The 22,709-nt window shown below is 75.0% G+C and carries 4 protein-coding genes; 1 reads left to right on the top strand and 3 read right to left on the bottom strand.

Translation table 11 applies throughout. The features are described from left to right. Positions 1-95: 95 nt before the first annotated feature. Positions 96-419, top strand: coding sequence for a DUF6415 family natural product biosynthesis protein (locus tag ACWC9R_RS20065; RefSeq protein ID WP_450733256.1), 324 nt, complete (start codon positions 96-98; stop codon positions 417-419). Positions 420-826: 407 nt separating this feature from the next. Here the strand turns inward: ACWC9R_RS20065 and ACWC9R_RS20060 are convergent, their stop codons facing one another. The 3 genes from ACWC9R_RS20060 to ACWC9R_RS20050 all read right to left on the bottom strand — a co-directional run bounded on the left by ACWC9R_RS20060 (position 827) and on the right by ACWC9R_RS20050 (position 22,703). After that, the gene (locus ACWC9R_RS20060) at positions 827-1,378 is read right to left on the bottom strand and encodes a GNAT family N-acetyltransferase (protein ID WP_450733254.1); all 552 of its coding nucleotides are present in this window, start codon (positions 1,376-1,378) and stop codon (positions 827-829) included. An 804-nt stretch (positions 1,379-2,182) separates the two neighbouring features. Beyond that, entirely contained in the window at positions 2,183-2,386 is a 204-nt protein-coding gene (locus ACWC9R_RS20055) for an MbtH family protein (RefSeq protein ID WP_362607067.1), read from the bottom strand. Positions 2,387-2,681: 295 nt separating this feature from the next. Beyond that, positions 2,682-22,703, bottom strand: coding sequence for a non-ribosomal peptide synthase/polyketide synthase (locus tag ACWC9R_RS20050; protein ID WP_450733252.1), 20,022 nt, complete (start codon positions 22,701-22,703; stop codon positions 2,682-2,684). Positions 22,704-22,709: the final 6 nt, after the last annotated feature.

Genomic DNA, 22,709 nt, shown 5'->3' with positions numbered 1-22,709 from the left:
CTAACGTCAATGAAACAGGTCACCTCAGACGCTAGGGGTTCGTTGTGCAACCAGTCTCGCAGGACAATCCACCAGCAACTCTTGATGCGCAGGCGGTGGACACAGAGACCATCAGCGCGACGATCCGTCGGGCTCTACGCCTCGGTGCCGCCCGGCCCGAGCTGCACGAACTCACCGCCACGCAGGAGGATCTGCGGGGCCACGTCGCGCTCCTACTCCCTCTGGTGCGTGAGCATGAGGCCCAGTTGCCGCCCGACAGCACCCTTGCGCACCAGGTGGCCGCCCGGCTGGCCGGGATCGCGGAACGCGCGGGGCAGTCGCTCCGCCCCGACATCCTCGCAGCCCATTCGCAGGTCGGCATCATCGCCCGCGACTGCCAGTACCTGCTGGCCATGCACACTGCGGCGACAGCCCCGTGACGCTCCGCCGGCGACGCACCCTCATGTACTGGATGAGCGTCTCCGCAATCGTGTGCGTGATCGTGGTCGGCAGCATCGGGGGCGATCGTGGATAGCCGATGCGCCTGCGGTTCTGCTCTCGTTCTCCGTGTCGTGGAGGTCGACACCGCGACGGGCCTGCAAGGGCAGTCAGCTGCTGCGGCGCCTGCGACCCCAAGTCGGCCGGGCCCCCGCTCCCGGACGGCGTAGCGCGCGTGCACGCACGACCCGCCGGTGTCCATTCCCCTGGCGACCCGAGACGGTTGCGCCGCCCTGAACCCCCGCAGCGCTGAGCCCCCTTGCAAAGCACTGTGGGAAGGCCGGCCGCCGCGGTGAGGTTCAGCGGCGGCCGGCGCCCCTTCACCAAGAGCAGCGGTGAAGGGGCCCACTCAGCGTGGAGACGAGACGGGCGCCGGTGTCGCGCCCGGGGAGCGGGCCTTGCCGGTGGGCATGACCAGCATTTTTGTTACCGTGCCGTCCTCTGCGACGACGTCGCGGACGTGGGCGAAGCCAAGTTTTTTGCCCAGGGCCAGGCTGGCGGCGTTTTCGGCGCCCACCATTCCGTAGACCTCGGTGAGCTGGAGCGTGTCAGCGGCGTAGTGGAGCAGGCCGCGTATCAGCTCGTTGCCCACGCCCTTTCCGCGGCTCTCCTCGACCAGGGCGGCGATCACCTCGTAGCCGTCGACGTTGCCGGTTTTCTTGAGCTCCGCGTGGCCCACGAAGACGCCGTCGGCCCAGACGGCCCAGATGTCGAACAGGTTCTTGGTGTAGACCTCGTTGAGGATCGACTGGAATATCGCCCGGATCTCTTCTTCGGGTGCTCGCTCCTGGCCCATCCAGCGGCAGACCCCTTCATCGCCGAGGAGGGACACGAAGGCGTCCTCGTCCTCGGGCCGGTAGGGCGAAAGGATCAGTCGGTCGGTGCGCAAGATCGGGGTCATTTCCGTGGTCCCTTCTCATGAGGAAAGCCAAATGATCTCGGTGGGGCGAGCAGCGGCGCCGATAGGCGGCAGGCGCTTTGGCGATTGCGGAATGTGCGCAGTCCGCGCGTGGGTACGCGGCCGTATGCGGGCGTGCGTGAGGTGTGCGCGAGGGTGTTCGTTCCTGTGTGAACGTGGGCGCGTGCGGCCGGAGTTGTGGTGCGCTCAGGCCGTCGGGCGCGGCGGGCCGCCGGCGGTGCGGAGCGGTGGACGGCTCCGCGGCCGTGCGGAATGGGGACACGGCATGGACCGGCTGCTGAGAAATTCCCCCGCGATCACAGTTCCCCCACCCCGTAAAAGTCCCGGACTTCGCTTTCGGACATCCGGTCTGCCCGGTGCACATGACTGGTATAGCGTAATAATCGCCTATCGTCATCACCTGGCGCCACATCCGATATGACCGGTAATTGAGGCGTACGCTGTTTGTTATTTTTTGTTTGGTGAGGGAGGCGGCGGCGGCCGTCCGGACGGTGAATCCGGCGGGCGGCGGCGGGGGTTCTGCGGCGGCATGACGGCGTGACAGCCATGAGAGGCGCGGCCGCGCGAGGAGGTCCGGGCGGTGTCGGGTACGGCCCGGTGCTGTGGCGCGGTGTGGGGCGCGCTCAGGTGACGTGCGGGTGGGGCTGGTGACGTGCAGGGGGAGTCTCCGCACCCGGTGGTGTCGTGGGGCCACGCCGTGCGGGCCGTGGCCGCGGCCCACACCGCCGGGTGTTGTGGGAAGGGGCAGGGCGCGGCGGTCGGCCGCGCCCTGCGGGGTGGTTCAGGTCAGGAGCCGGCGTGTTCCATGCGCTCGCGCAGGCTGCGGGGGCGCATGTCGGTCCACACCTCGTCGACGTAGGCGGAGCACTCGTCCTGGGTTCCCTCCTTGCCCACGGCGTGCCAGCCGTCGGGGACCTCCAGGTCGGCCAGCCACAGCGAGTACTGCTCCTCGTCGTTGCGCAGCACCTGGTAGCGGGCGTTCTCGTCCATGTCACGCTCTCCCATCGTGGGTTGACTTGTTCATCGGGCGGGTCTGGTGGGTGGGTGCGGCGGGCGGCCGCGGGGGCCGGTGCCGGTACCGGTGGTCACGGTGTGCGGTGTTGGTGGTGGTCGTGGTGTGTGGTCGTGGGGTGTGTGGTCTTGGTGTGCGGTCGCCTTGTGTGGTGCGGGAGTTCGGTCTCCCCCAAGGCTGCCGCGACCGGGCCGTGCGGGGGCGGTTTTCGGAAGAACGCCGCCCGCCCCCGCACGGCGCGATGCGGGGGGCAACGCCCGGACGGGTGGCCCCTCATGCGCTGTCCCTGGCGTGCCGGGCGATGTGGCGGAGTGCCTCGGCGAAGTCCTCGGCCACCGCCCGTACGGTCGTCTCCTCGTGGACGTCGGGGCGGTAGTGCCAGGTGAAGGCGAGCCGGCCGTCCTGGACCGCGCCGACGGCCTCCAGCAGGTGGGAGCCGCCGTCGCGGGGGTCGTGGTCCTGGCCGAAGGAACCGTGCTCGGCACGGACCAGGGCACCGGCGGAGCCGTCGGGCCGCGCGTCCCACTGGCCCAGGTAGTTGAACACGATCTGCCCGCGGCCGGTGCGGTCCAGGCGTTCGCGCACCTCGTCGGGGCCGTGGGTGCGCAGGGCACCGAAGCCGAGGCCGTTGCCGGGGACGGTGCGCAGCTGGCGCCGGACCGACTTGACCAGGGCCCGCCAGTCCCGGGAGGAACCGGGTTCCGCGGCGTCCGGCACCTGGAGGCCGACCGGGTAGACGGTGGTGAACCAGCCGACAGTACGGGAGAGGTCCACGCCGTCCAGGACGTCCTCCCGGCCGTGTCCCTCCAGGTCGATGCAGACCCGCTCCTGACCGGTCCAGCGCGCCAGGGCGAGGGCCAGGGCGGCCAGCAGGACGTCGTTGATGCGGGTGCGGTAGGCGGTGGGGGCGGCGCGCAGCAGGGCCGCGGTGTCCGGCTCGTCGAGGGTCACGGACACCGTGCGGGAGGTGCCGGACGGGGTGTCGGTGTCGTGGTCGACGGGCAGCGGGGCGGAGGTGACCGCCTCTTCCCAGTACGGGAGTTCGTGGTTGAGCCCGCCGTCGGCGACGAGTGCGGCCAGGCCCCTGGACCAGTCCCGGAAAGCGGTGGTCCGCTCGCCGAGGGTGCCGGTCTGCCCTGCGGTGGCCTGGTGGTAGGCGGTCTCCAGGTCGTCCAGCAGGATGCGCCAGGAGACCGCGTCGACGACCAGGTGGTGGGCCACCAGGAGCAGGAAGGCGGGGCGGCCGGGGTCACCGGTGAACAGTGCCGTGCGCAGCAGCGGGCCGTGGCCGATGTCGAAGCCGGTGTGCAGGTCGTCGGCGGCCTTCTCCATGGCCGTGTCGGCCTCCTCGGGCGGCAGGCCGGTCAGGTCGTGCCGGACGAGGAGCTGGTGCGGGGTGGTGGGCGGCGGGTTGTGCTGGTGCCAGCGGCCGTCCTCCTCGGTGAAGCGCATCCGCAGCGCGTCGTGGTGCTCCAGCAGGGCGGCCAGCGCCTGGCCGAGGGCGGCCGGGTCGGGGGTGCCGTCGAGTTCGAGCAGTGCCGACTGGTTGAAGTGGTGGTGGTTGGCCCGGGGGGTGGTCAGGAACCACTGCTGGATCGGGGTGAGGGGCAGGTCACCGGTCACCGGGCCGCTGTCGGTCCGGTCCGGGCCGGTGGTGACGACGGTGGCCAGGGCCGCCACCGTCTGGTGGGTGAACAGGTCCTTGGTGGCCAGGTGCAGTCCGTCCCGGCGCAGCCGCGACACCACCTGCATGCTCAGGATCGAGTCGCCGCCGAGCTCGAAGAAGTTGTCGTCGGCTCCGACGGTGTCGAGGCCCAGGACGTCGCCCCAGATCTCCGCGATCCGGCGTTCGGTGTCGGTGCGCGGCGCGAGGTGCGGGCCGGTGGTGCCGGAGACCGGGCCGGGGTCGGGCAGGGCCTGCCGGTCGGTCTTGCCGTTCGGGGTGAGCGGCAGCCGCGCCAGCGGGACGAACGCCGACGGCACCATGTGCGGCGGCAGGAGGCCGGCCAGGTGAGCGCGCAGCTCCGGGACGGGCAGCGGGTCCGGGGCGCCGTCGGCGGGGACGACGTAGGCCACCAGCCGGGCCGGGCCGGCGGGGGGGTGGCCGGCCGCGGCGCGTACGGCCACCACCGCGTCGCGCACATGGGGGCCGCTGCGCAGCGCGCTCTCGATCTCGCCGGGTTCGATGCGGAAGCCCCGCACCTTGACCTGGTCGTCGGCGCGGCCGGCGTAGCGCAGCTCGCCGTCGGCGCCCCACCGCACCAAGTCGCCGGTGCGGTACATCCGTTCGCCCGGCGCGCCGAACGGGTCGGCGACGAAGCGGGCGGCGGTCAGCCCGGGACGTGCCAGGTATCCGCGGGCGAGCCCCGGTCCGGCGACGTACAGCTCGCCGGTCACGCCGACCGGTACGGGGCGCAGGGCGGCGTCCAGGACGTAGGCCCGGGTGCCGTCGACGGGGCGGCCGATGGGCGGGGCGCCGGCGTCCGGAGTCAGCGGGCCGGTCCAGGTGGACACCACCGTCGCCTCGGTCGGGCCATAGGAGTTGATCATGCGGCGGCCGGGGGCCCAGCGCGCCACCAGGTCGGCGGGGCAGGCCTCGGCGCCGACGATCAGGGTGCGCAGGTCGGGCAGGGCACCGGCGGCCTCGGGCGGCACGGTGGCCAGGGCGGCGGGCGGGATCAGGGTGTGGGTGATCCGCCGGTCGCCGAGCACCTGGGCCAGCCGGTCGCCGAGCAGCGGTCCCTCCTCGCCCGCGACCAGCGTCGCTCCGGCGAGCAGCGAGACGCACAGCTCCAGGACGGAGGCGTCGAAGCTCGGTGAGGCGAACTGCAGGACCCGGTCGCCCTCGTGTACGCCGTACCGGTCGGCGGCGGCCGCGGCGAAGCCGGCGAGGCCGGTGTGGGTGACCACCACGCCCTTGGGGGTGCCGGTCGATCCGGAGGTGTAGATGACGTAGGCCGGGTGCGCCTCGGTCAGCGGTGTGCGGCGGTCCGCGTCGGTGGGCGCGGCGTCGGGGCCGTCGGTCCGCCAGACGGCGGCCGGGTCGTCGAGGACCACCGTGGCCGCGGAGTCGCGGACCATGAACTCCCGCCGCCCGTCCGGGTAGGCCGGGTCCACGGGCAGGAAGGCGCCGCCCGCCTTGCTGACCGCGAGCTGGGCCACCACCGTCCCCGCCGAGCGGGGCAGCGCCAGCGCCACCACGCTCTCGGGACCGACCCCGCGGCCGATCAGGTGGTGGGCCAGCCGGTTGGCCGCGCGCTCCAGCTCGGCGAAGGTCAGCTCGCGGGTGCCGTCGGCGAGCGCCACCGCGTCGGGTGTCCGGGCCGCCTGCCGCTGGAACAGCTCGGGCAGGGTGGCCGGGGCCGCCGCGCCGCCGGTGGCGCTGCCGTGGGCCAGCAGGCGGCGCAGTTCGCCGTCCGGGGCCAGCGGCAGGGCGCCGAGGGGGCGGTGCGGGTCCTCGGCGATGCCGGTCAGCAGCGTGGTGAGCTGGTCGGCCATCCGCGCGGCGGTCACCGCGTCGAACAGGTCGGTGTTGTAGGTGAGCAGCCCGTGGAGGGCGCCGGAGCCCGTTTCGGCGAACTCCAGGGTGAGGTCGAAGCCGGCGTGGTGGGTGTCCGGTTCGATGTCGCTCACCCGGAGACCGGGCAGGTCCAGGTCCGCTCCGGGTGCGTTCTGGAGGACGACCATGGCCTGGAAGAGCGGGGTGCGGCTGGTGTCGCGGACCGGCTGGACCTCGTCCACCACCTGCTCGAACGGCACGTCCTGGTGCGCGAAGGCGTCGAGGACGGTGTCCCGCACCCGGGTCAGGAACGCGGGGAACGGCTCGTCCGGGTCGACGGCCGAGCGCAGGACCAGCGTGTTGACGAAGAAGCCGATCAGGCGCTGGGTCTCGGCGCGGTCGCGGCCCGCGGTGACGGTGCCGACGGCGATGTCGCGCTGTCCGGACAGCCGCGCGAAGAGGGTCTGCGCGGCGGCGACCAGCGTGGTGAACAGGGTGGTCTGCCGGGCCCGGCCGAACTCCGCCAGCCGTCGGGCGGTGTCCGGCCCGAGGACCAGCGGGACCGTGGCGCCGCTCCTGGTCTGTACGGCCGGCCGGGGCCGGTCGGTGGGCAGGTTCAGGGGCTCGGCACCGGCCAGGCGCTCCTGCCAGTACCGCAGTTGCTCCTCGGCGGCCGTGCCGTGGGCGGTGCGCTGCCAGTGCGCGACATCGGCGTACTGGACCGGCAGCGGCGGCAGTGCGGGAGTGGTGTCGTCGAGCGCGGCCCGGTAGAGGTGGGCGAGGTCGCCGGTGAGGACGGCGGTCGACCAGCCGTCGGTGACGATGTGATGGAGGGTCAGCGTCAGGACGTGGTCGTCGTCGGCCAGCCGGATCAGTCCGGCCCGCAGCAGCGGGCCCTCACGCAGGTCGAAGGGCCGGGTGCGGTCCTCGGTCAGCAGCTCGTCCAGCCGCGTGGTGCGCTCGCCGGCGGGCAGCGCCGACAGGTCGTGCAGCGGCAGCGGCACGTCCTGGGGCGGGTGGATGACCTGGATGCCCTGGCCGTCCACGGAGTCGAAGGTGGTGCGCAGCGACTCGTGCCGGGCCACCAGCGCCGTCAGGGCGGTGCCGAGCGCGGCGGTGTCGAGCCGGCCGCGCAGGCGCAGTGCCAGCGGGGTGATGTATTCGGTGCTGCCGGGCGCGAACGCGTCGAGGAACCACAGGCGTTGCTGGGCGAAGGACAGCGGCGGCGCGGTGTCCCGGGGGGCCGGGAGGATGGCGGCGCGCGGTACGGCGGCCCCCTCCCCCTGCGTCAGCAGGGCGGCGAGCGCGGCCGGGGTCGGGTGGGTGAACACCGCTCGCGGGGTGAGTTCGGTGCCGAACGCCTCCGCCAGCCGTGAGGTCAGCCGGATGCTCAGGATCGAGTCACCGCCGCTCGCGAAGAAGTCGTCCTCCACACCGACGTCCGCCACACCCAGGACCTCGGCCCAGACCTCGGCCGTGCGGCGTTCGGCCTCGGTGCGCGGAGCGACCGGCGCCGGCCGGCCGGTACCGGCGGCGGGTGCGGGCAGGGCCGCCCGGTCCACCTTGCCGTTGGTGCTGAGCGGGAGCGCGGCGAGCGGCACGAACACCGCGGGGACGAGGTAGTCGGGCAGCGTCTGCCGGGCGTGGGTCCGCAGCGCCTCGGTGTCCAGGCCGTCGCGGCCCACCACATAGGCGACCAGCCGCTTCGTCCCGGGGCGTTCCTCGCGGGCCACCACCGCGACGTCCACGACGCCGGGGTGGGCCGCGAGGGCGCCCTCCACCTCGCCGGGCTCGACCCGGAAGCCCCGGATCTTGACCTGGTCGTCGGCGCGGCCGAGGAACTCCACCATGCCGTCGGGGCGCCGGCGGGCCAGGTCACCGGTGCGGTACATCCGGGTGCCGGGCGGGCCGGAGGGGTCGGCGACGAAACGGTCCGCGGTGGCGCCGGGGCGCCCGAGGTAGCCGCGGGCCACGCCCTCGCCCGCCAGGAAGAGTTCGCCCGCGGTGCCGGGCGGTACGGGCCGCATCCGGGCGTCGAGGACATGGACGCGCATGTCGTCCAGCGGGTGGCCGATGGGCACGGTGCCGGGGACCGCCGTGGCGTCGGTCATGGGGAAGGAGGTGGCGAAGGTGGTGGTCTCGGTGGGTCCGTAGCCGTCCACCACGGTCAGGCCGGGGCAGGCGGCCAGCACCCGGCGCACGGCGGCCGCCGGGACCACGTCGCCGCCGGTCCACACCTGGCGCAGCCCGTCGAAGCAGTCGGGCGCGTCCTGGGCCAGCAGCCGGAAGAGCCCGGCGGTCAGCCACAGGGCCGTGACCTCTCCCCCGGTGGCCAGGCGCCGCAGCAGGGCCGCGTCCACCGTGCCGGGCGGGGCCACCACGACGCGTCCGCCGTTCAGCAGCGGCGCCCAGACCTCGAAGGTGGCGGCGTCGAAGGCCACCGGGGAGTGCAGCAGCACCCGTGCGCAGGCCGGGCCGGTGAAGCGGCTGTCGGTGGCGAGCGCCGCGACGTCGCGGTGGCGCACGCCCACGGGCTTCGGGACGCCGGTCGATCCGGAGGTGAACATCACGTAGGCCAGCCGGTCCGGGTCGGCGGCCGGCAGCTCCGGCGCACCGGCCGGGCCACCGGTACGGGCGGCGGCCACCGCCTCCGCGGTCAGTTCCGCCGTCACTCCCGCCTGTTCGCGCAGCATCCGCCGGCGCTCGTCGGGCGCGCGGCCGTCCACGGGCACATAGGCGCCGCCCGCCTTGAGCACCGCCAGCTGGGCCACCACGAGTTCCGCCGAGCGGTCCATGAGGAGCGCCACCCGGCTCTCGGGGGCCGGCCCGTCCGCCACCAGCCGGGCGGCCACCCGGTCCGACCAGTCGTCGAGTTGACGGTAGGTCAGCTCTGTGCCGTCGGCGTGGGCGAGCGCCGTGGCGTCGGGGGTGCGCCGCACCCGGTCGGCGAACAGGTCCACCGGCGAGCCGCCCGCGGCGGGGCGTGCGGTGGTGTTCCACCGGTCCAGCACCGCACGGTCGGCGGCGGTGAGCAGGCCGAGGTCGTCCAGGGAGCGGGCGGTGCCGTCGGCGAGCGCGGTGAGCAGGGTCTCCAGGTGGGCCGCGGCCCGCTCCACCGTCGTCCGGTCGAACAGCGTCCCGTCGTAGGCGAGGTCGAAACCGAGCCGGTCGGCGAGGTAGGCGCGCAGGCACAGCGGGAAGTTGGTGGCGTCCTCGGCGCGGACGTCCTGGATGCGGATGCCCGCCTCCGTGGTGGCCGCCTCGTCGAAGGGGTAGTTCTCGAAGACCGTCATGCTGTCGAACAGCGCCTCCCCCGGCGGGAGTTCACTGAGGGCCTGGATGCGGGCGAGCGAGACGGAGTCGAAGCGCCGGGCGTCGCTCTGCCGCGACTGGAGGTCGCGCAGCCAGGACAGGACGCCCTGGCCGCCGTCGGTACGGACCCGGGTCGGCACGGTGTTGATGAACATGCCGACCATCGACTCCACGCCGGGGAGTTCGGCCGGGCGGCCCGAGACCGTGGTGCCGAACACCACGTCCCGGCGGCCGCTGTAGCGCGCCAGCAGCAGCGCCCAGGCGCCCTGCACCACCGTGTTGACGGTCAGGCCGTTCCGCCCGGCCGTCTCGCGCAGCCGGGCCGAGACCTCGGGGGTGAGTTCCCGGTGCACCAGCGCGTTTGACCGGGCGCGGTGCGCCTCGACGGGCGGCCGGTCGTAGGGCAGCGGGGTGCGGGCGGTGAATCCGGCGAGGGCTTCGGTCCAGTGCCGTTCGGCCGCCGCCTCGTCCTGCTCCGCCAGCCACTGCAGGAAGTCCCGGAACGGGCGGCGGGCCGCCGGTCCGGCGTCGCGTCCCTCCGCCGTCGCCGCGTACTGCGCGCAGACGTCCGCGAAGAGCAGTCCGGTGCTCCAGCCGTCGAGCATCAGGTGGTGCGAGGACCACACGAGCAGGATCTCGTCACCGGGCAGCGCGGCCACCGCGAGGCGGCTCAGCGGTGCGGTGGTGACGTCCATCCCGGCCGCCCGGTCAGCGGCGAGCAGCCGGTCGGTGGCACGGTCGCGCTCGGCGGGGGTCAGGGTGCGCCAGTCGCGCAGGGTGACCGGCAGCTCGGCCCGGTGGTGGACGACCTGCACGGGCCGGGGCAGGCCCTGCCAGCGGACGCTGCTGCGCAGCGCCGGGGTGCGGTCGGCGACGCGCTGCCAGGCCGCGGCGAACGCCTGCGGGTCGGCGACCCCGCCGATCCGCAGCACCGTCTGGTCGAAGTAGGCGCCCGCCGAGTCGACCAGCCCGTGGAAGAGCATGCCGGCCTGGAGCGGGGTGAGCGGATGGATGTCCGCCACCTCCCGCCCGTCGCCCGCGAGCAGGTCCACCTGGTGCTGGTCGAGCCCGGCGAGCGGGAAGTCGGACGGGGTGCGGCCGCCGGTGCCGGGGCGGGCGCAGTGCGCGACGATCTCGGTCAGCGCCGTGAGGGTGTCCTCGGCGAGGCGGCGGACGGTGGACTCGTCGTACCTCTCCGGCGGGTAGGACCAGCCGAGTTCGAGCCGGCCGTCCTGGACCACGCCGGTGACATCCAGCAGGTAGGTGCGGGTCTCGTCGGGGTCGGTGTCCTGTCCGGCGGGCGGCAGGGCGGCCCGGTACAGCCCGTCGTCGTCCGGGCGTCCGGCGGCGGCGGCGATGTCCCACTGGCCGTGGTAGTTGAAGCCGACGCGCGGCGCCGGTGCGTCGGGCAGCGGGCTCTGCGGCAGCAGGTGGCGCAGCGCGCCGTAGCTCAGACCCCGCAGCGGCACGGCGCGCAGCTGCTCCTTGACGGACCGGAGGGTGTCGCGCCAGTCGGCGTCCGGTGTGACGGACAGGGCGAGGGGGAACTCGGCGGTGAACCAGCCGACGGTGCGGGAGAGGTCCAGGTCGCCGAAGAGGTCCTCGCGGCCGTGGCCCTCCACGCCGATGAGGACGGAGTCCTGGCCGCTCCAGCGGGTCAGGGTGCGGCCGAGGGCGCTGAGCAGGACGTCGTTGACCTGGGTGCGGTAGACATCGGGGACCTGGCGCAGCAGCGCGTCGGTCTCGGCGCGGCCCAGGCGGACGGTCACGGTGGCGGCGCCGCCGTGGGTGTTGGTGCCCGGCCGGTCGGCGGGCAGGTCCGCCGGGGTCCGGCAGACCCGGGTCCAGTACGACACGTCACCGTCGAAGGCGCCGGACCGGGCGTGCCGTTCCAGGCGGGCCGCCCAGTGCCCGTAGCCGCTGCTCGCCGGGGCGAGGGCGGGCGTCCGGCCGGCGGCGGCGTCGCGGTAGGCGGTCTCCAGGTCACCCAGCAGGATGCGCCAGGAGACCCCGTCGACCACCAGGTGGTGGACGGTGACGACGAGTTGGGCGGGGACATCGGGGCCGCAGTCGAAGTACAGGACCTGGACGACCCGGCCCTCGGTGACGTCCAAGGCGGACTGGGCGGCCGCGGTCGCCCGCTGGACGGCCTCCTCCCGCCCGGCGGCGTCGAGACCGGTCAGGTCGTGGCGGGTGAGGACGTCCGCCGGGGCGGCCGGCAGCACCTCCTGGCGCCAGGCGCCGTCGGTGTGGCCGAACCGGGTGCGCAGCGCCTCGTGGCGGGCCACCAGGGCGTCGACCGCGTGCCGCAGCGCCGCCTCGTCGCTCCCCGGGGCCAGTTCGAGGCGGTTGGTCATGGTGAAGCGCAGGGTGTCCCCGGGGCGGCGGCCGCCCAGGTACCAGTGCTGGATGGGGGTGAGCGGGGCCGGTCCGTCCGGGGCCCCGGCGCCGTCGGCGGGCGGCGGGGTCACCGCGGCGGTGCGCAGGGCGAGTTCGGCGACCGTCTGGTGGCGGAAGACGTCCTTGGAGGTGAGCCCGAGGCCGGCCCGGCGGGCCCGGGACACGATCTGGATGCTGAGGATCGAGTCGCCGCCCAGGGCGAAGAAGTTGTCCTCGACGCCGACCCGGGGCACGCCGAGCACCTCCGCCCAGATCCCGGCGAGGCAGGTCTCGGTGTCGGTGCGCGGGGCCACGTACCGGGTCGCGGTGTCGGGCCCGGCGGGGGGCTCGGGCAGGGCGCGCCGGTCGGTCTTGCCGCTGCTGGTCCGCGGAACGCGGTCCAGGGGGACGAACACCGCGGGGACCATGTAGTCCGGCAGGGTGCGGCGCAGCCGGACCCGCAGCTCGTCGGCCGGGGGTGTCCGCTCCCCGGCGGGCACCACGTAGGCCACCAGCCGCGCCCGGCCGCCGTGTTCGGCGGCCACCACCACGGCGTCCGCCACCGCGGGGTCGGTGAGCAGGGCGGCCTCGATCTCGCCGGGCTCGATCCGGAACCCCCGGATCTTGACCTGTTCGTCGGTGCGTCCCAGGTACTCCAGCCGCCCGTGCCCGTCCCGGCGCGCGCGGTCGCCGGTGCGGTACATCCGGGTGCCGGGCGGGCCGAACGGGTCGGCGACGAAGCGCCCCGCGGTGAGCCCGGGGCGCCCCAGGTAGCCGCGGGCGACCTGGGCACCGGCGAGGTACAGCTCGCCCGGCACCCCGACCGGGACCGGCCGCAGGGCGCCGTCGAGCACATAGGCGCGCAGGTTGCGGCCCGGCCGGCCGATCACCGGACGCCCGGCGCCGGTGACGCGGCCGTACACCGCGTCGACGGTGCACTCGGTGGGGCCGTAGACGTTGTAGGCGGTGAGGCCCTCGGTGGCCGCCAGCTCCTGCCACAGCGGGGCGCCGACCGCCTCACCGCCGACCATGACGATCCGGGGGCGGTGGTGGTCACCGGTGAGCAGCCCGGCGGCCATCAGCTCGTGCAGGAAGGACGGGGTCACGTTGACGCAGTCCAGGCGGCTGCCGGCGACCTGGCGGACGAAGGCGGCCGGGTCCAGGCGCACGTCCTCGTCGATGAGGTGGACCTCCTGGCCCAGGGCCAGCAGCAGCGGGCCCTCCCATGAGGTGTCGAAGGAGAAGGCGGCGCTCAGCGCGAAGCGCAGGGGCCGGGTGCCGGTGGTGTGCGGGGCGAGGAGCCCGGCCCGGTGGTCGTGGCAGAGGTTGACCAGCTGGCGGTGTTCGACGGCGACGCCCTTGGGGCGGCCGGTGGAGCCGGAGGTGTAGTTGATGTACGCGGTGTGGGTGGCGCACAGGGCCGCGACGCGGTCGGCGTCGGTGGGGTTGTGGGCGGGCTGCCGGTCGAGGGGGGCGTCGCGCAGCGCGTCGGCCGTCAGGACGGTGCACGGCGCGGCGTCCGAGAGCAGGAACGCGAGGCGTTCGGCGGGGAGTTCGGGGTCCAGGGACAGCTGGGTGCCGCCCGCCTTGAGGACGGCGAGCAGCGCCACCGGCATGTCCGAGGTGCGCGGCAGCTGGACGGCGACCACCCGCTCCGGGCCGACGCCGAGCGAGATGAGGTGGTGGGCCAGCCGGTTGGCGCGCTCGTTGAGGGCGGCGAAGTCCAGCGTGGCGTCCCGGGCCACCAGTGCCGTGGCGTGCGGGGTACGGGCCGCCTGCGCCTCGAACAGGTCGACGAAGGTCTGGTCGGGGACGGGCAGGGTCTCGCCCTGCCACTCCTCCTGCACCTGCCGCCGCTCGGCGTCGGACAGCAGCGGCAGCGCGCCGACCGTGCGGGCGGGGTCGTCCGCGACCGCTTCCAGCAGCAGGCGCAGCCGGGCGGTGGCCCGCTCGACGGTGTCCGCGTCGAACAGGTCGGTGTTGTACTCGACGAAGCCGGTGAGGCCGCCGTCGCGCTCCACGAAGTCGAAGCCGAGGTCGAAGGCGGCGTGCCGGCCCGGCGGCTGGACGGTCTCGACGTCGAGGCCCGGCAGGTGCGGTGCCTCGCCGCCGAGGTTGTGCAGGGCCACCATGACCTGGAAGAGGGGGGTGCGGCTGGTGTCCCGTTCCGGCTGGAGCACGTCGACGAGCCGCTCGAAGGGCACGTCCTGGTGGGCGAACGCCTCCAGGACGGTGGTGCGCACCTCCGACAGCAGCGCGGTGAACGGCAGGTCGTCACGCACCCGGCTGCGCAGCGTCAGGGTGTTCACGAACATCCCGACCAGGTGCTCCAGTTCGGGGCGTTCGCGCCCGGAGGCGACGGTGCCGACCGCGACGTCCTCCTGGCCGGCCCAGCGGGCGAGCAGCACCTGGCAGGCCGCGAGCAGGGTCATGTAGAGGGTGGCGTCGGCGCGGCGGCCGGTCTCCCGCAGCCGGTCGGTCAGCGCGGCGGGCAGCGAGAACTCCAGCAGCGCGCCGTTCTCGGTGCGGACGGCGGGCCGCGGCCGGTCGGTGGGCAGCTCCAGCGGCGCCACGTCGGACAGCTTCCGCCGCCAGTAGACGAGTTGCGCCTCATCGGCGCCGGCCGCGCGGGCCCGCTGCCAGGCCGCGTAGTCGGCGTACTGGAGCGGCAGTGCGGGCAGGTCGGGGCGGCGGTCCTGGAGGGCGGCCGCGTACAGCTCGCCCAGGTCCCGGCCGAGGACGGCGGTGGACCAGCCGTCGGTGACGATGTGGTGCATGGCCAGCGTCAGGACGTGCTCCCCGTCGCCGAGCCGGATCAGCCGGGTCCGCAGCAGCGGCCCGTTGCCCAGGTCGAACGGGACGGCGCCCTCGCGGGCCAGCAGCGCGTCGAGCGCGCCGTCGCGGTCCTGCGCCGGGGTGTCCGACAGGTCGTCCAGCGGCAGGTCGACCGTCCGGGGGGCGTGGACGCGCTGGGAGGCGTGGCCGTCCTGTTCGGCGAAGGTGGTGCGCAGCGGTTCGTGCCGGGCCACCAGGGCGTCCAGGGCGGTGCGCAGGGCCGCGGAGTCCAGGGTGCCGCGCAGGCGCAGCACGAAGTAGGTGACGTAGGCGGTGCTGTCCGGCTCGAAGGTGTCCAGGAACCACAGACGCTGCTGGGGGAACGACAGCGGCAGGGCGGCGGTGCGGTCGGCCGCGGGGATCGGGTCGTCCGGTGCCCGGCGGGCGGCGGCCGGGTCCGGCAGTGCGGCGGCCAGGGCTCCGACGGTGGAGTGGGTGAACAGCAGCCGGGGCGAGACCTCGGCACCGAGGGCGGCGCGGAGCCGGGAGGTGACGCGGATGGCGAGGATCGAGTCGCCGCCCAGGGCGAAGAAGCCGTCCTCCACACCCAGTTCGCCGGTGTCCAGGACCTCGGCCCACACCCGGGCGACGAGGCGCTCCGCCTCGGTGCGCGGGGCGGTGCGGTCCTCGCCGGCGGCGAAGCCGTCCGGGCCGGGGGCGGGCAGCGCCCGGTGGTCGAGCTTGCCGTTGACGGTCAACGGCAGGGCGTCCAGGGCGACATAGGCGGCGGGCACCATGTGGGCCGGCAGGGCGTCCGCCAGGTGGGCGCGCAGCGCGGCGGCGGACGGCGCGGTGCCCGGACCGGTGCCCACGACATGGGCCACCAGCCGCCGCACCCCGGGAGTGTCCTCGCGCACCGAGACCACGGCCTCGGCGACGCCCGGGTGCGCGGTCAGGGCGGCCTCGATCTCCCCGGGTTCGATCCGGAAGCCGCGGATCTTGACCTGCTGGTCGGCCCGGCCGAGGTACTCCAGGGTGCCGTCGGGCCGCCAGCGGGCCCGGTCGCCGGTGCGGTACATCCGGTTGCCGGGCGGCCCGAACGGGTCCGCCACGAACCGCGCGGCGGTCAGGCCGGGCCGGTTCAGATAGCCGCGGGCCAGGCCCTCCCCGGCCACGTACAGCTCGCCGACGGCGCCGGGCGGCACCGGGGCGAGAGTGCCGTCGAGCACCCGGACCCGCAGGTCGGGGATGCCGCGGCCGATGGTGCTGCCGGTGGCCGCGGTGACCGTGGCACGGTCCAGGGGCGCGTAGGAGACGTGCACGGTGGTCTCGGTGATGCCGTACATGTTGACCAGGACGGGCGCGGACTCCGGGTGCCGCGCGTACCAGTCGGTGAGCCGTCCCAGGTCCAGCGCCTCCCCGCCGAAGACCACCCGCCGCAGGGCCAGCCGCGCCCCGACTTCGGGGTGTTCGGCGTCGGCGCGCATCAGGGGGTAGAACGCCGAGGGCGTCTGGTTGAGGACCGTGACCCGCTCGTCGGCCAGCAGGCGCAGGAACTCCTCGGGGGAACGGGTGACCTCGTGCGGGACGATGACGAGCCGGCCGCCGTGCAGCAGCGCGCCCCAGATCTCCCAGACGGAGAAGTCGAAGGCGTAGGAGTGGAACAGCGTCCACACGTCGTGCTCGTCGAAGGCGAACCACTCCTGGGTGCGGGAGAACAGCCGCACCACGTTGGCGTGCGGGACGACCACGCCCTTGGGCAGGCCGGTGGAGCCCGAGGTGTAGATGACGTAGGCGGGGTGCTCGGGCAGCGGGCGGGTGGCCGGGGCCGGGCCGGTGGCGGGGCGCCCGGCGAGGTCGGCGCGGACCGCGGGGTCGTCCAGGAGCAGCCGGGGGCAGGCGGTGTCCCCGAGCCGTCCGGCGACGTCCGTGGTGGTCACCAGCAGGGCCGGGGCGGCGTCGGTGAGCAGATGGGCGAGGCGGCTGCCGGGGAGTTCCGGGTCGACGGGGACGTAGGCGGCGCCGGTCTTCAGCACGGCCACCAGCGCCACGATCATGTCCGGGGAACGGGGCAGGGCGAGCGCCACGAAGCGCTCCGGCCCGGCGCCGCTCTCGGCCAGCCGGTGGGCCAGCCGCCCGGCCCGTGCGTCGAGTTCGGCGTAGGACAGGGTGCTTCCGGCGCAGGTCACCGCGGTGGCGTCGGGGGTGCGCGCGGCCCGCTCCTCGAACAGGTCCACCAGGGTCGGCTCGGGCCGCCCGTGCTCGGTGCCGTTCCAGTCGACCAGCATCCGCCGGCGTTCCCCGGCGGTGGTCCACGCCAGCTCGCGCAGCGGCCGGTCCGGTCCGGCGGCGATCTCCGTGAGCAGCAGGCACAGCCGGTCGGCGAGCGCGCGGACGGTGCCGGTGTCGAAGAGGTCCGGGTCGTGTGCCAGGTCGAAGCCGAGGCGGTCGCTGTGGTGGGCGCGCAGCACCAGCGGGAAGTTGGTCGCATCGCGCGAGGCGACGTCCAGGATGCGCACGCCGGCGCCGGAGGTCCGGGCGTCGTCGAACGGGTAGTTCTCGAAGGCGACCATGCTGTCGAACAGCGCGGTGCCCGCCGGGACGTCGCTGAGCGAGGTCAGCTGGGCCAGCGAGACGGCCTCGAAGCGCCGGGACTCGGACTGGGCGTCCTGCAGCTCCCGCAGCCAGTCGGCGGTGGTGCGGTGTTCGTCGGCCCGTACCCGGGTGGGCAGGGTGTTGATGAACATCCCGACCATGGACTCGACGCCGGGCAGGGCGTCCGGGCGGCCGGACACGGTGGTGCCGAACACCACGTCCGGCTCGCCGCTGTAGCGCGCCAGCAGCAGCGCCCAGGCGCCCTGCACCACCGTGTTGAGGGTCAGTCCGCTGCGCCGGGCGGTGTGCAGCAGCTCCTGGGACAGCCCGACGGGCAGGCTCGCGGTGACGACCGCCGCGGAGCGGGCCCGGTGGGCCTCGCGGGCCGGGCGGTCGCAGGGCAGCGGCGTCGGGGTGGCGAAGCCCGCGAGGACGGTGCGCCAGTGCTCCTCGGCGGCGCGGCCGTCCCGTGCGGACAGCCAGCGCACATAGTCGCCGAACGGGCGGCGCACGGGCGCTGTCCGGTCCTGGCCGGCGACGAGGGCGGCGTACTCCTCGCACACCTCCGTCAGCACCTGCGCCAGGCTCCAGCCGTCCAGGATCAGGTGGTGCGAGGTCCACAGCAGCCGCAGCCTGCCGCCGGGCAGCCGGATCAGGGTGAGCCGCATCAGCGGCGGTGTGCCGAGGTCCAGCCCCCGCGCGAGGTCCTCGTCCCGCAGCCGGGCGAGTGCGGCTGCCTGCCGGTCCTCGTCCTGTTCGCGCCAGTCGACGTGGACGGTGGGCACGTTCACCCGCCGGTGCACGATCTGCAGGGGTACCGGCACGTCCTCCCAGACGACCGCGGTGCGCAGCGCCGGGGTCCGGTCCACGACCCGCTGCCAGGCCCGGGCGAACGCGCGGGGGTCGGCGACGCCGTCCAGCAGCAGGGACGCCTGGTCGAGGTAGACGTCGTCGGCACCGCCCATCAGACGGTGGAAGAGCATGCCTTCCTGGAGCGGGGTGAGCGGGAGGATGTCCTCGACGGCGCGCCCGTCCCCTGCCAGACGGTCCACCCCGGCCTGGTCCAGCCGGGCGAGGGGGAAGTCGGAGGGGGTGCGGCCGCCCGCTTCCGGCCGTGCGCAGTGGGCGACGAGCGCGGCCAGCGCGCTGACGGTGCCGTCCGCCAGCTGCCGTACCGTGCGCTCGTCGTGCACCTGCTCGCTGTAGTGCCAGGTCAGTTCCAGGTCGCCGTCGGCGACCACGGCCGAGATGTCCAGCAGGTGGTCGAGCGGTGCGTCGGCGTCGAGGTCGCGGCCGGGGACGTCGCCGGCGGGCGCGAAGTCCCCGCCGGGCGCGCCGTCCCACTGCCCGTGGTAGTTGAAGCAGACCTGCGGCAGGGGCAGTTCGCGCAGGGCGCGGGCGGCCGGGTCAGGCGAACCGAGGCGGGCCAGCGCCTCGTAGCCGAGGCCGCGCCGGGGGACGGCGCGCAGCCGTTCCTTGACCGCCTTGAGCGTCGCGCCCCAGTCCGGCTCCCGCGACGGGCCGTCGAGGGTGAGGGTGACCGGGTACTGGGTGGTGAACCAGCCGACGGTACGGGACAGATCGACCTCACCGGCGCCCGTCGGCCCGTCCTCGGTGCCGTCGGTCCCGTCGAGGTCCTCCCGGCCGTGTCCCTCCAGGGCGACGGTCACCCGGTCGGTGCCCGCCCAGTCGGCGAGCACCCGGCCCAGCGCGCTGAGCAGGACGTCGTTCACCTGGGTCCGGTAGACGCCGGGGACCCGGCGCAGCAGGGCCTCGGTGGTGTCGCGGCCGAGCCGGGTGCGCACGGTGCGGACCGAGCCGGCGAGTGCGGGGCCGGGGCGGTCCACCGGCAGCGGGGTGCGCGCCGTCTCGCTCTCGGCGCGCCAGTGGGCCAGGTCGCCGTCGAGTCCGCCGTCCCGCACCGTCCGGGCCAGGCGGGCGGCCCAGGTGGTGAACGGTGTGGTGGCGGGCTCCGGTTGGAGGGGCTCGCCCGCGGCGGCGCGGCGGTAGGCGCTCTCCAGGTCGGCGAGCAGGATGCGCCAGGAGACGCTGTCGACGGCGAGGTGGTGGGCCGTCAGGAACAGCTGGGGGCGGCTGCCCGGCCCGGCCGTCAGCAGGGCGGCGCGCAGCAGGGTGCCGGCGGCGGGGTCGAGGTCCGCGCGGGCGGCGTCGGCCGCGGCGGTGCGGGCGGCGTCCCGCGCGGCGCCGGCCGTCCGGGACAGGTCGTGCCGGGCGAGGAGGCCGGGCGGCACGGTGTCGACGGGGTGCTGGCGCCAGGTGTCGCCGGTGCGGACGAACCGGGTGCGGAGCGCCGGGTGGTGGGCGGCCACCGCGTGCAGGGCCCGCTCCAGGGCGTCCGCGTCGAGGTCCTGCGGCAGGTCGAGCAGCATCGACATGCTGAAGTGCCGCAGCGGTCCGTGGGTGGCGAAGAACCACTCCTGGATGGGGGTGAGCGGGGCCGGTCCCGTCTCCTCCGGCTGCGCCGCCGCGGGTGCGGGGGCGGTGCGCAGGTCCGCGGCGGCGGCCAGCTCCGCGACGGTCTGGTGCCGGAAGACGTCCCGGGAGGTCAGGCTCAGTCCGGCGGCGCGGGCGCGGGAGACGGCCTGGATGCTGAGGATCGAGTCGCCGCCCAGCTCGAAGAAGTTGTCGGTGACGCCGACCCGCGCGAGGCCGAGCACCGCGGCCCAGATTCCGGCCAGTTCCCGTTCGGCGGGGGTGCGCGGCGCCACGAACTCCCGCTCGCGCGGGGCCGCGTCGAGGTCGGGGGCGGGCAGCGCGCGGCGGTCCAGCTTGCCGCTGGTGTTGAGCGGCAGGGCATCCAGGGTGACGAAGGCGGCGGGCATCATGTGGCCGGGCAGGGTGCTCCGGAGGGCCGCCCGGAGTTCGGAGGCGGCCGGCCGGCCGGTGCCGGCGGCGGGCACCACGTAGGCGGCGAGACGGGCGTGGCCGTGGGCGTCGGTGACGGCGACGACGGCCGCCCCGGCGACGCCGGGCAGGTCCAGCAGTGCCGCCTCGACCTCGCCGGGCTCGATGCGGTGGCCGCGGATCTTGACCTGGTCGTCGGCGCGGCCCAGGTAGTCGAGCCGTCCGTCGGCGGTCCACCGGGCCAGGTCGCCGGTGCGGTACATCCGGCTGCCGGGCGGCCCGAACGGGTCCGCCACGAACCGCGCGGCGGTCAGGCCGGGCCGGTTCAGATAGCCGCGGGCGAGCTGGTCGCCCGCCAGGTACAGCTCGCCGCCGACGCCGGGCGGCACCGGCCGCAGGCGGTCGTCGAGGACATGGGCGCGCACATTGGCCAGCGGGCGGCCCACCACCGGGCGGGCGGCGGCGTCGATCCGGCAGGCCAGGGCGTCGACCGTGCACTCGGTGGGCCCGTAGAAGTTGTACGCGGCGACGTCGTCCAGCCCGGCGAGTTCCCGCCACAGCGCGGGGCCGACGGCCTCGCCGCCGAGCATCAGCACCCGGGGGTGGTGGCGCGGGTCGGTGAGCAGCCCGGCGGGCAGCAGCTGGCGCAAGTAGGAGGGGGTCAGGTCGAGGAAGTCGATGCGGTGCTCGACGACGTACTCGACCAGGGCGGCCGGGTCGAGGCGGGTCACCTCGTCGACCAGGTGCAGCGGGTGGCCGTCGGCCATCAGCAGTACGCCCTCCAGGGAGGTGTCGAAGGAGAACGACGCGGTCAGGGCGGTGCGCAGCGGACCGCCGCCCGCCTCGGCGACGAAGCCGTGCCGGTGGCCGGCCAGCAGGTTCGTCAGCGCACGGTGCTCGACGGACACGCCCTTGGGGCGGCCGGTGGACCCGGAGGTGTAGATGACGTAGGCGGTGTGGCCGGGGTGCAGCGGGGCGCGGCGGTCGGCGTCGGTGGGGTCGTGGGTGGGGGCGGTGGCCGGTACCGCGCGCAGCGCCGCCTCGTCGAGCACCAGCGACGGCCGGGCGTCGTCGAGCAGCAGCCGCGTCCGCTCGTCGGGGAGTTCGGGGTCGACCGGCAGGTATCCGGCGCCGGACTTCAGCACGGCGAGGAGCGCCACGACCATGTCGGCGGTGCGCGGCAGCCGCAGCGCGACGAGCTGTTCGGGGCCGGCGCCGCGGGCGATGAGGTGGTGGGCGAGCCGGTTGGCGTGGGTGTTGAGCGCGGCGTAGTCCAGCGTGGTGCCCCCGGCGACCAGTGCCGTGGCGTGCGGGGTGCGGGCCGCCTGCGCCTCGAAGACGGCGGGGTAGGTGGTGGGCGGGACGGACAGCGCGGTGTCGTTCCACTCGGTGGTCAGCCGGCGGTGGTCCCGCTCCGACAGCAGGGACAGTTCACCCAGCGGCCGGTCCGGCGCGTCCGCGACTCCCCCGAGCAGCAGCACCAGTTGCCCGGCCATCCGCGCGGCGGTGCCGGCGTCGAAGAGGTCGGTGCGGTACTCCAGCAGCCCGGTCAGCCCGTCCCCGTCGGGGACGAACTCCACGCTCAGGTCGAAGGTGGCCGAGCGGCGGGGCACGGTGACGGTCCCGGCCGTGATCCCCCGCAGTCCGGGGGCCGCCGGCGGGGCGGGGTGGAGCAGGACCATCACGTCGAAGAGCGGGTTGCGGCCCGCTTCCCGGGCCGCGCCCGCGGCCTCCACGACCCGCTCGAAGGGGGTGTCGCCGTGCGCGAAGGCGTCGAGGACGGCACCGGCGGAGGCGTCCAGCAGCTCGCGGTAGGAGCGGGCGGTGTCGACGGGGGCGCGCAGCACCACCGTGTTGACGAAGAGGCCGACCGCGCGCTCCAGTTCGGTGCGTCCGCGGCCGGGGGTCAGCGAGCCGACGGCGATGTCGTCCTGTCCCGACCAGCGGGCGAGCAGCGCCTGGCAGGCCGCGATCAGCGCCGCGAACAGCGTGGTGTGCTGGGCTGCCGCCACCTCCCGGAGCCGGGCCGCGGTGGCCGCCGGGACCCGGAACGTGTGGACCGCGCCGTCACCGGCCTCCTCCCCGCCGCGGGGACGGTCGAGCGGCAGCGCCGCCGGCACGGTCCCGTCGAGCTGCTTGGTCCAGTAGGAGAGCTGCTCGTCCAGCAGGGCGCCGGACAGCCGCTCGCGCTGCCAGGCGGCGAAGTCCGGGTACTGCGTCGCCACCGGGGCGAGCGCCGGCGTCTCCCCGTGGGCCAGGGCGTCGTAGAGCGTGCACAGTTCGTCCAGCAGCACGCCCATGGACCAGCCGTCGGTGACGATGTGGTGCGCGGTGAGCAGCAGCACGTGCGCGTCGTCGGCCAGCCGGATCAGCAGGGCCCGCAGCAGCGGACCGGTGCACAGGTCGAACGGGCGGGAGTACTCCGCCAGCAGCAGCTCGTCCAGCGCCGCGTCCGCCGCCGGGGCGCCGGGCGCGGTCCCGAGGTCGTGCACCGGCAGCGGCACGGGACCGGCCGGCCGCACCGTCTGCACGGGCCGTCCGTCGACGGCGTCGAAGGTGGTCCGCAGGGACTCATGGCGTTCCAGCGCGGCGTCCAGCGCCCGGGACAGCGCGGACCGGTCCAGGGTGCCGGTCAGCCGCAGGGCGACCGCGCTGTTGTAGCGGGCGTCGCCGGGCCGGAGCTGGTCCAGGAACCACAGCTGCTGCTGGGCGAAGGAGAGCGGCAGGAGCTGTGAGCGGTCCGCGCGCGGGATCTGCTGCCTGGCCTTGGCTGCGGGCGGGGCCTGGCCCGCCAGGCGGCGGCGCAGCGCCTCCTGCAACTCCTGGGGCAGGGCCGCGGCACGGTCCTTCTTCGACTGCGAAGACGTCATGTCGGG

This window comes from Streptomyces sp. NPDC001219, assembly GCF_053597915.1.
The sequence above is the reverse complement of the archived record's forward strand: the minus strand, read 5'-3'. Positions and strand labels throughout refer to the sequence as shown.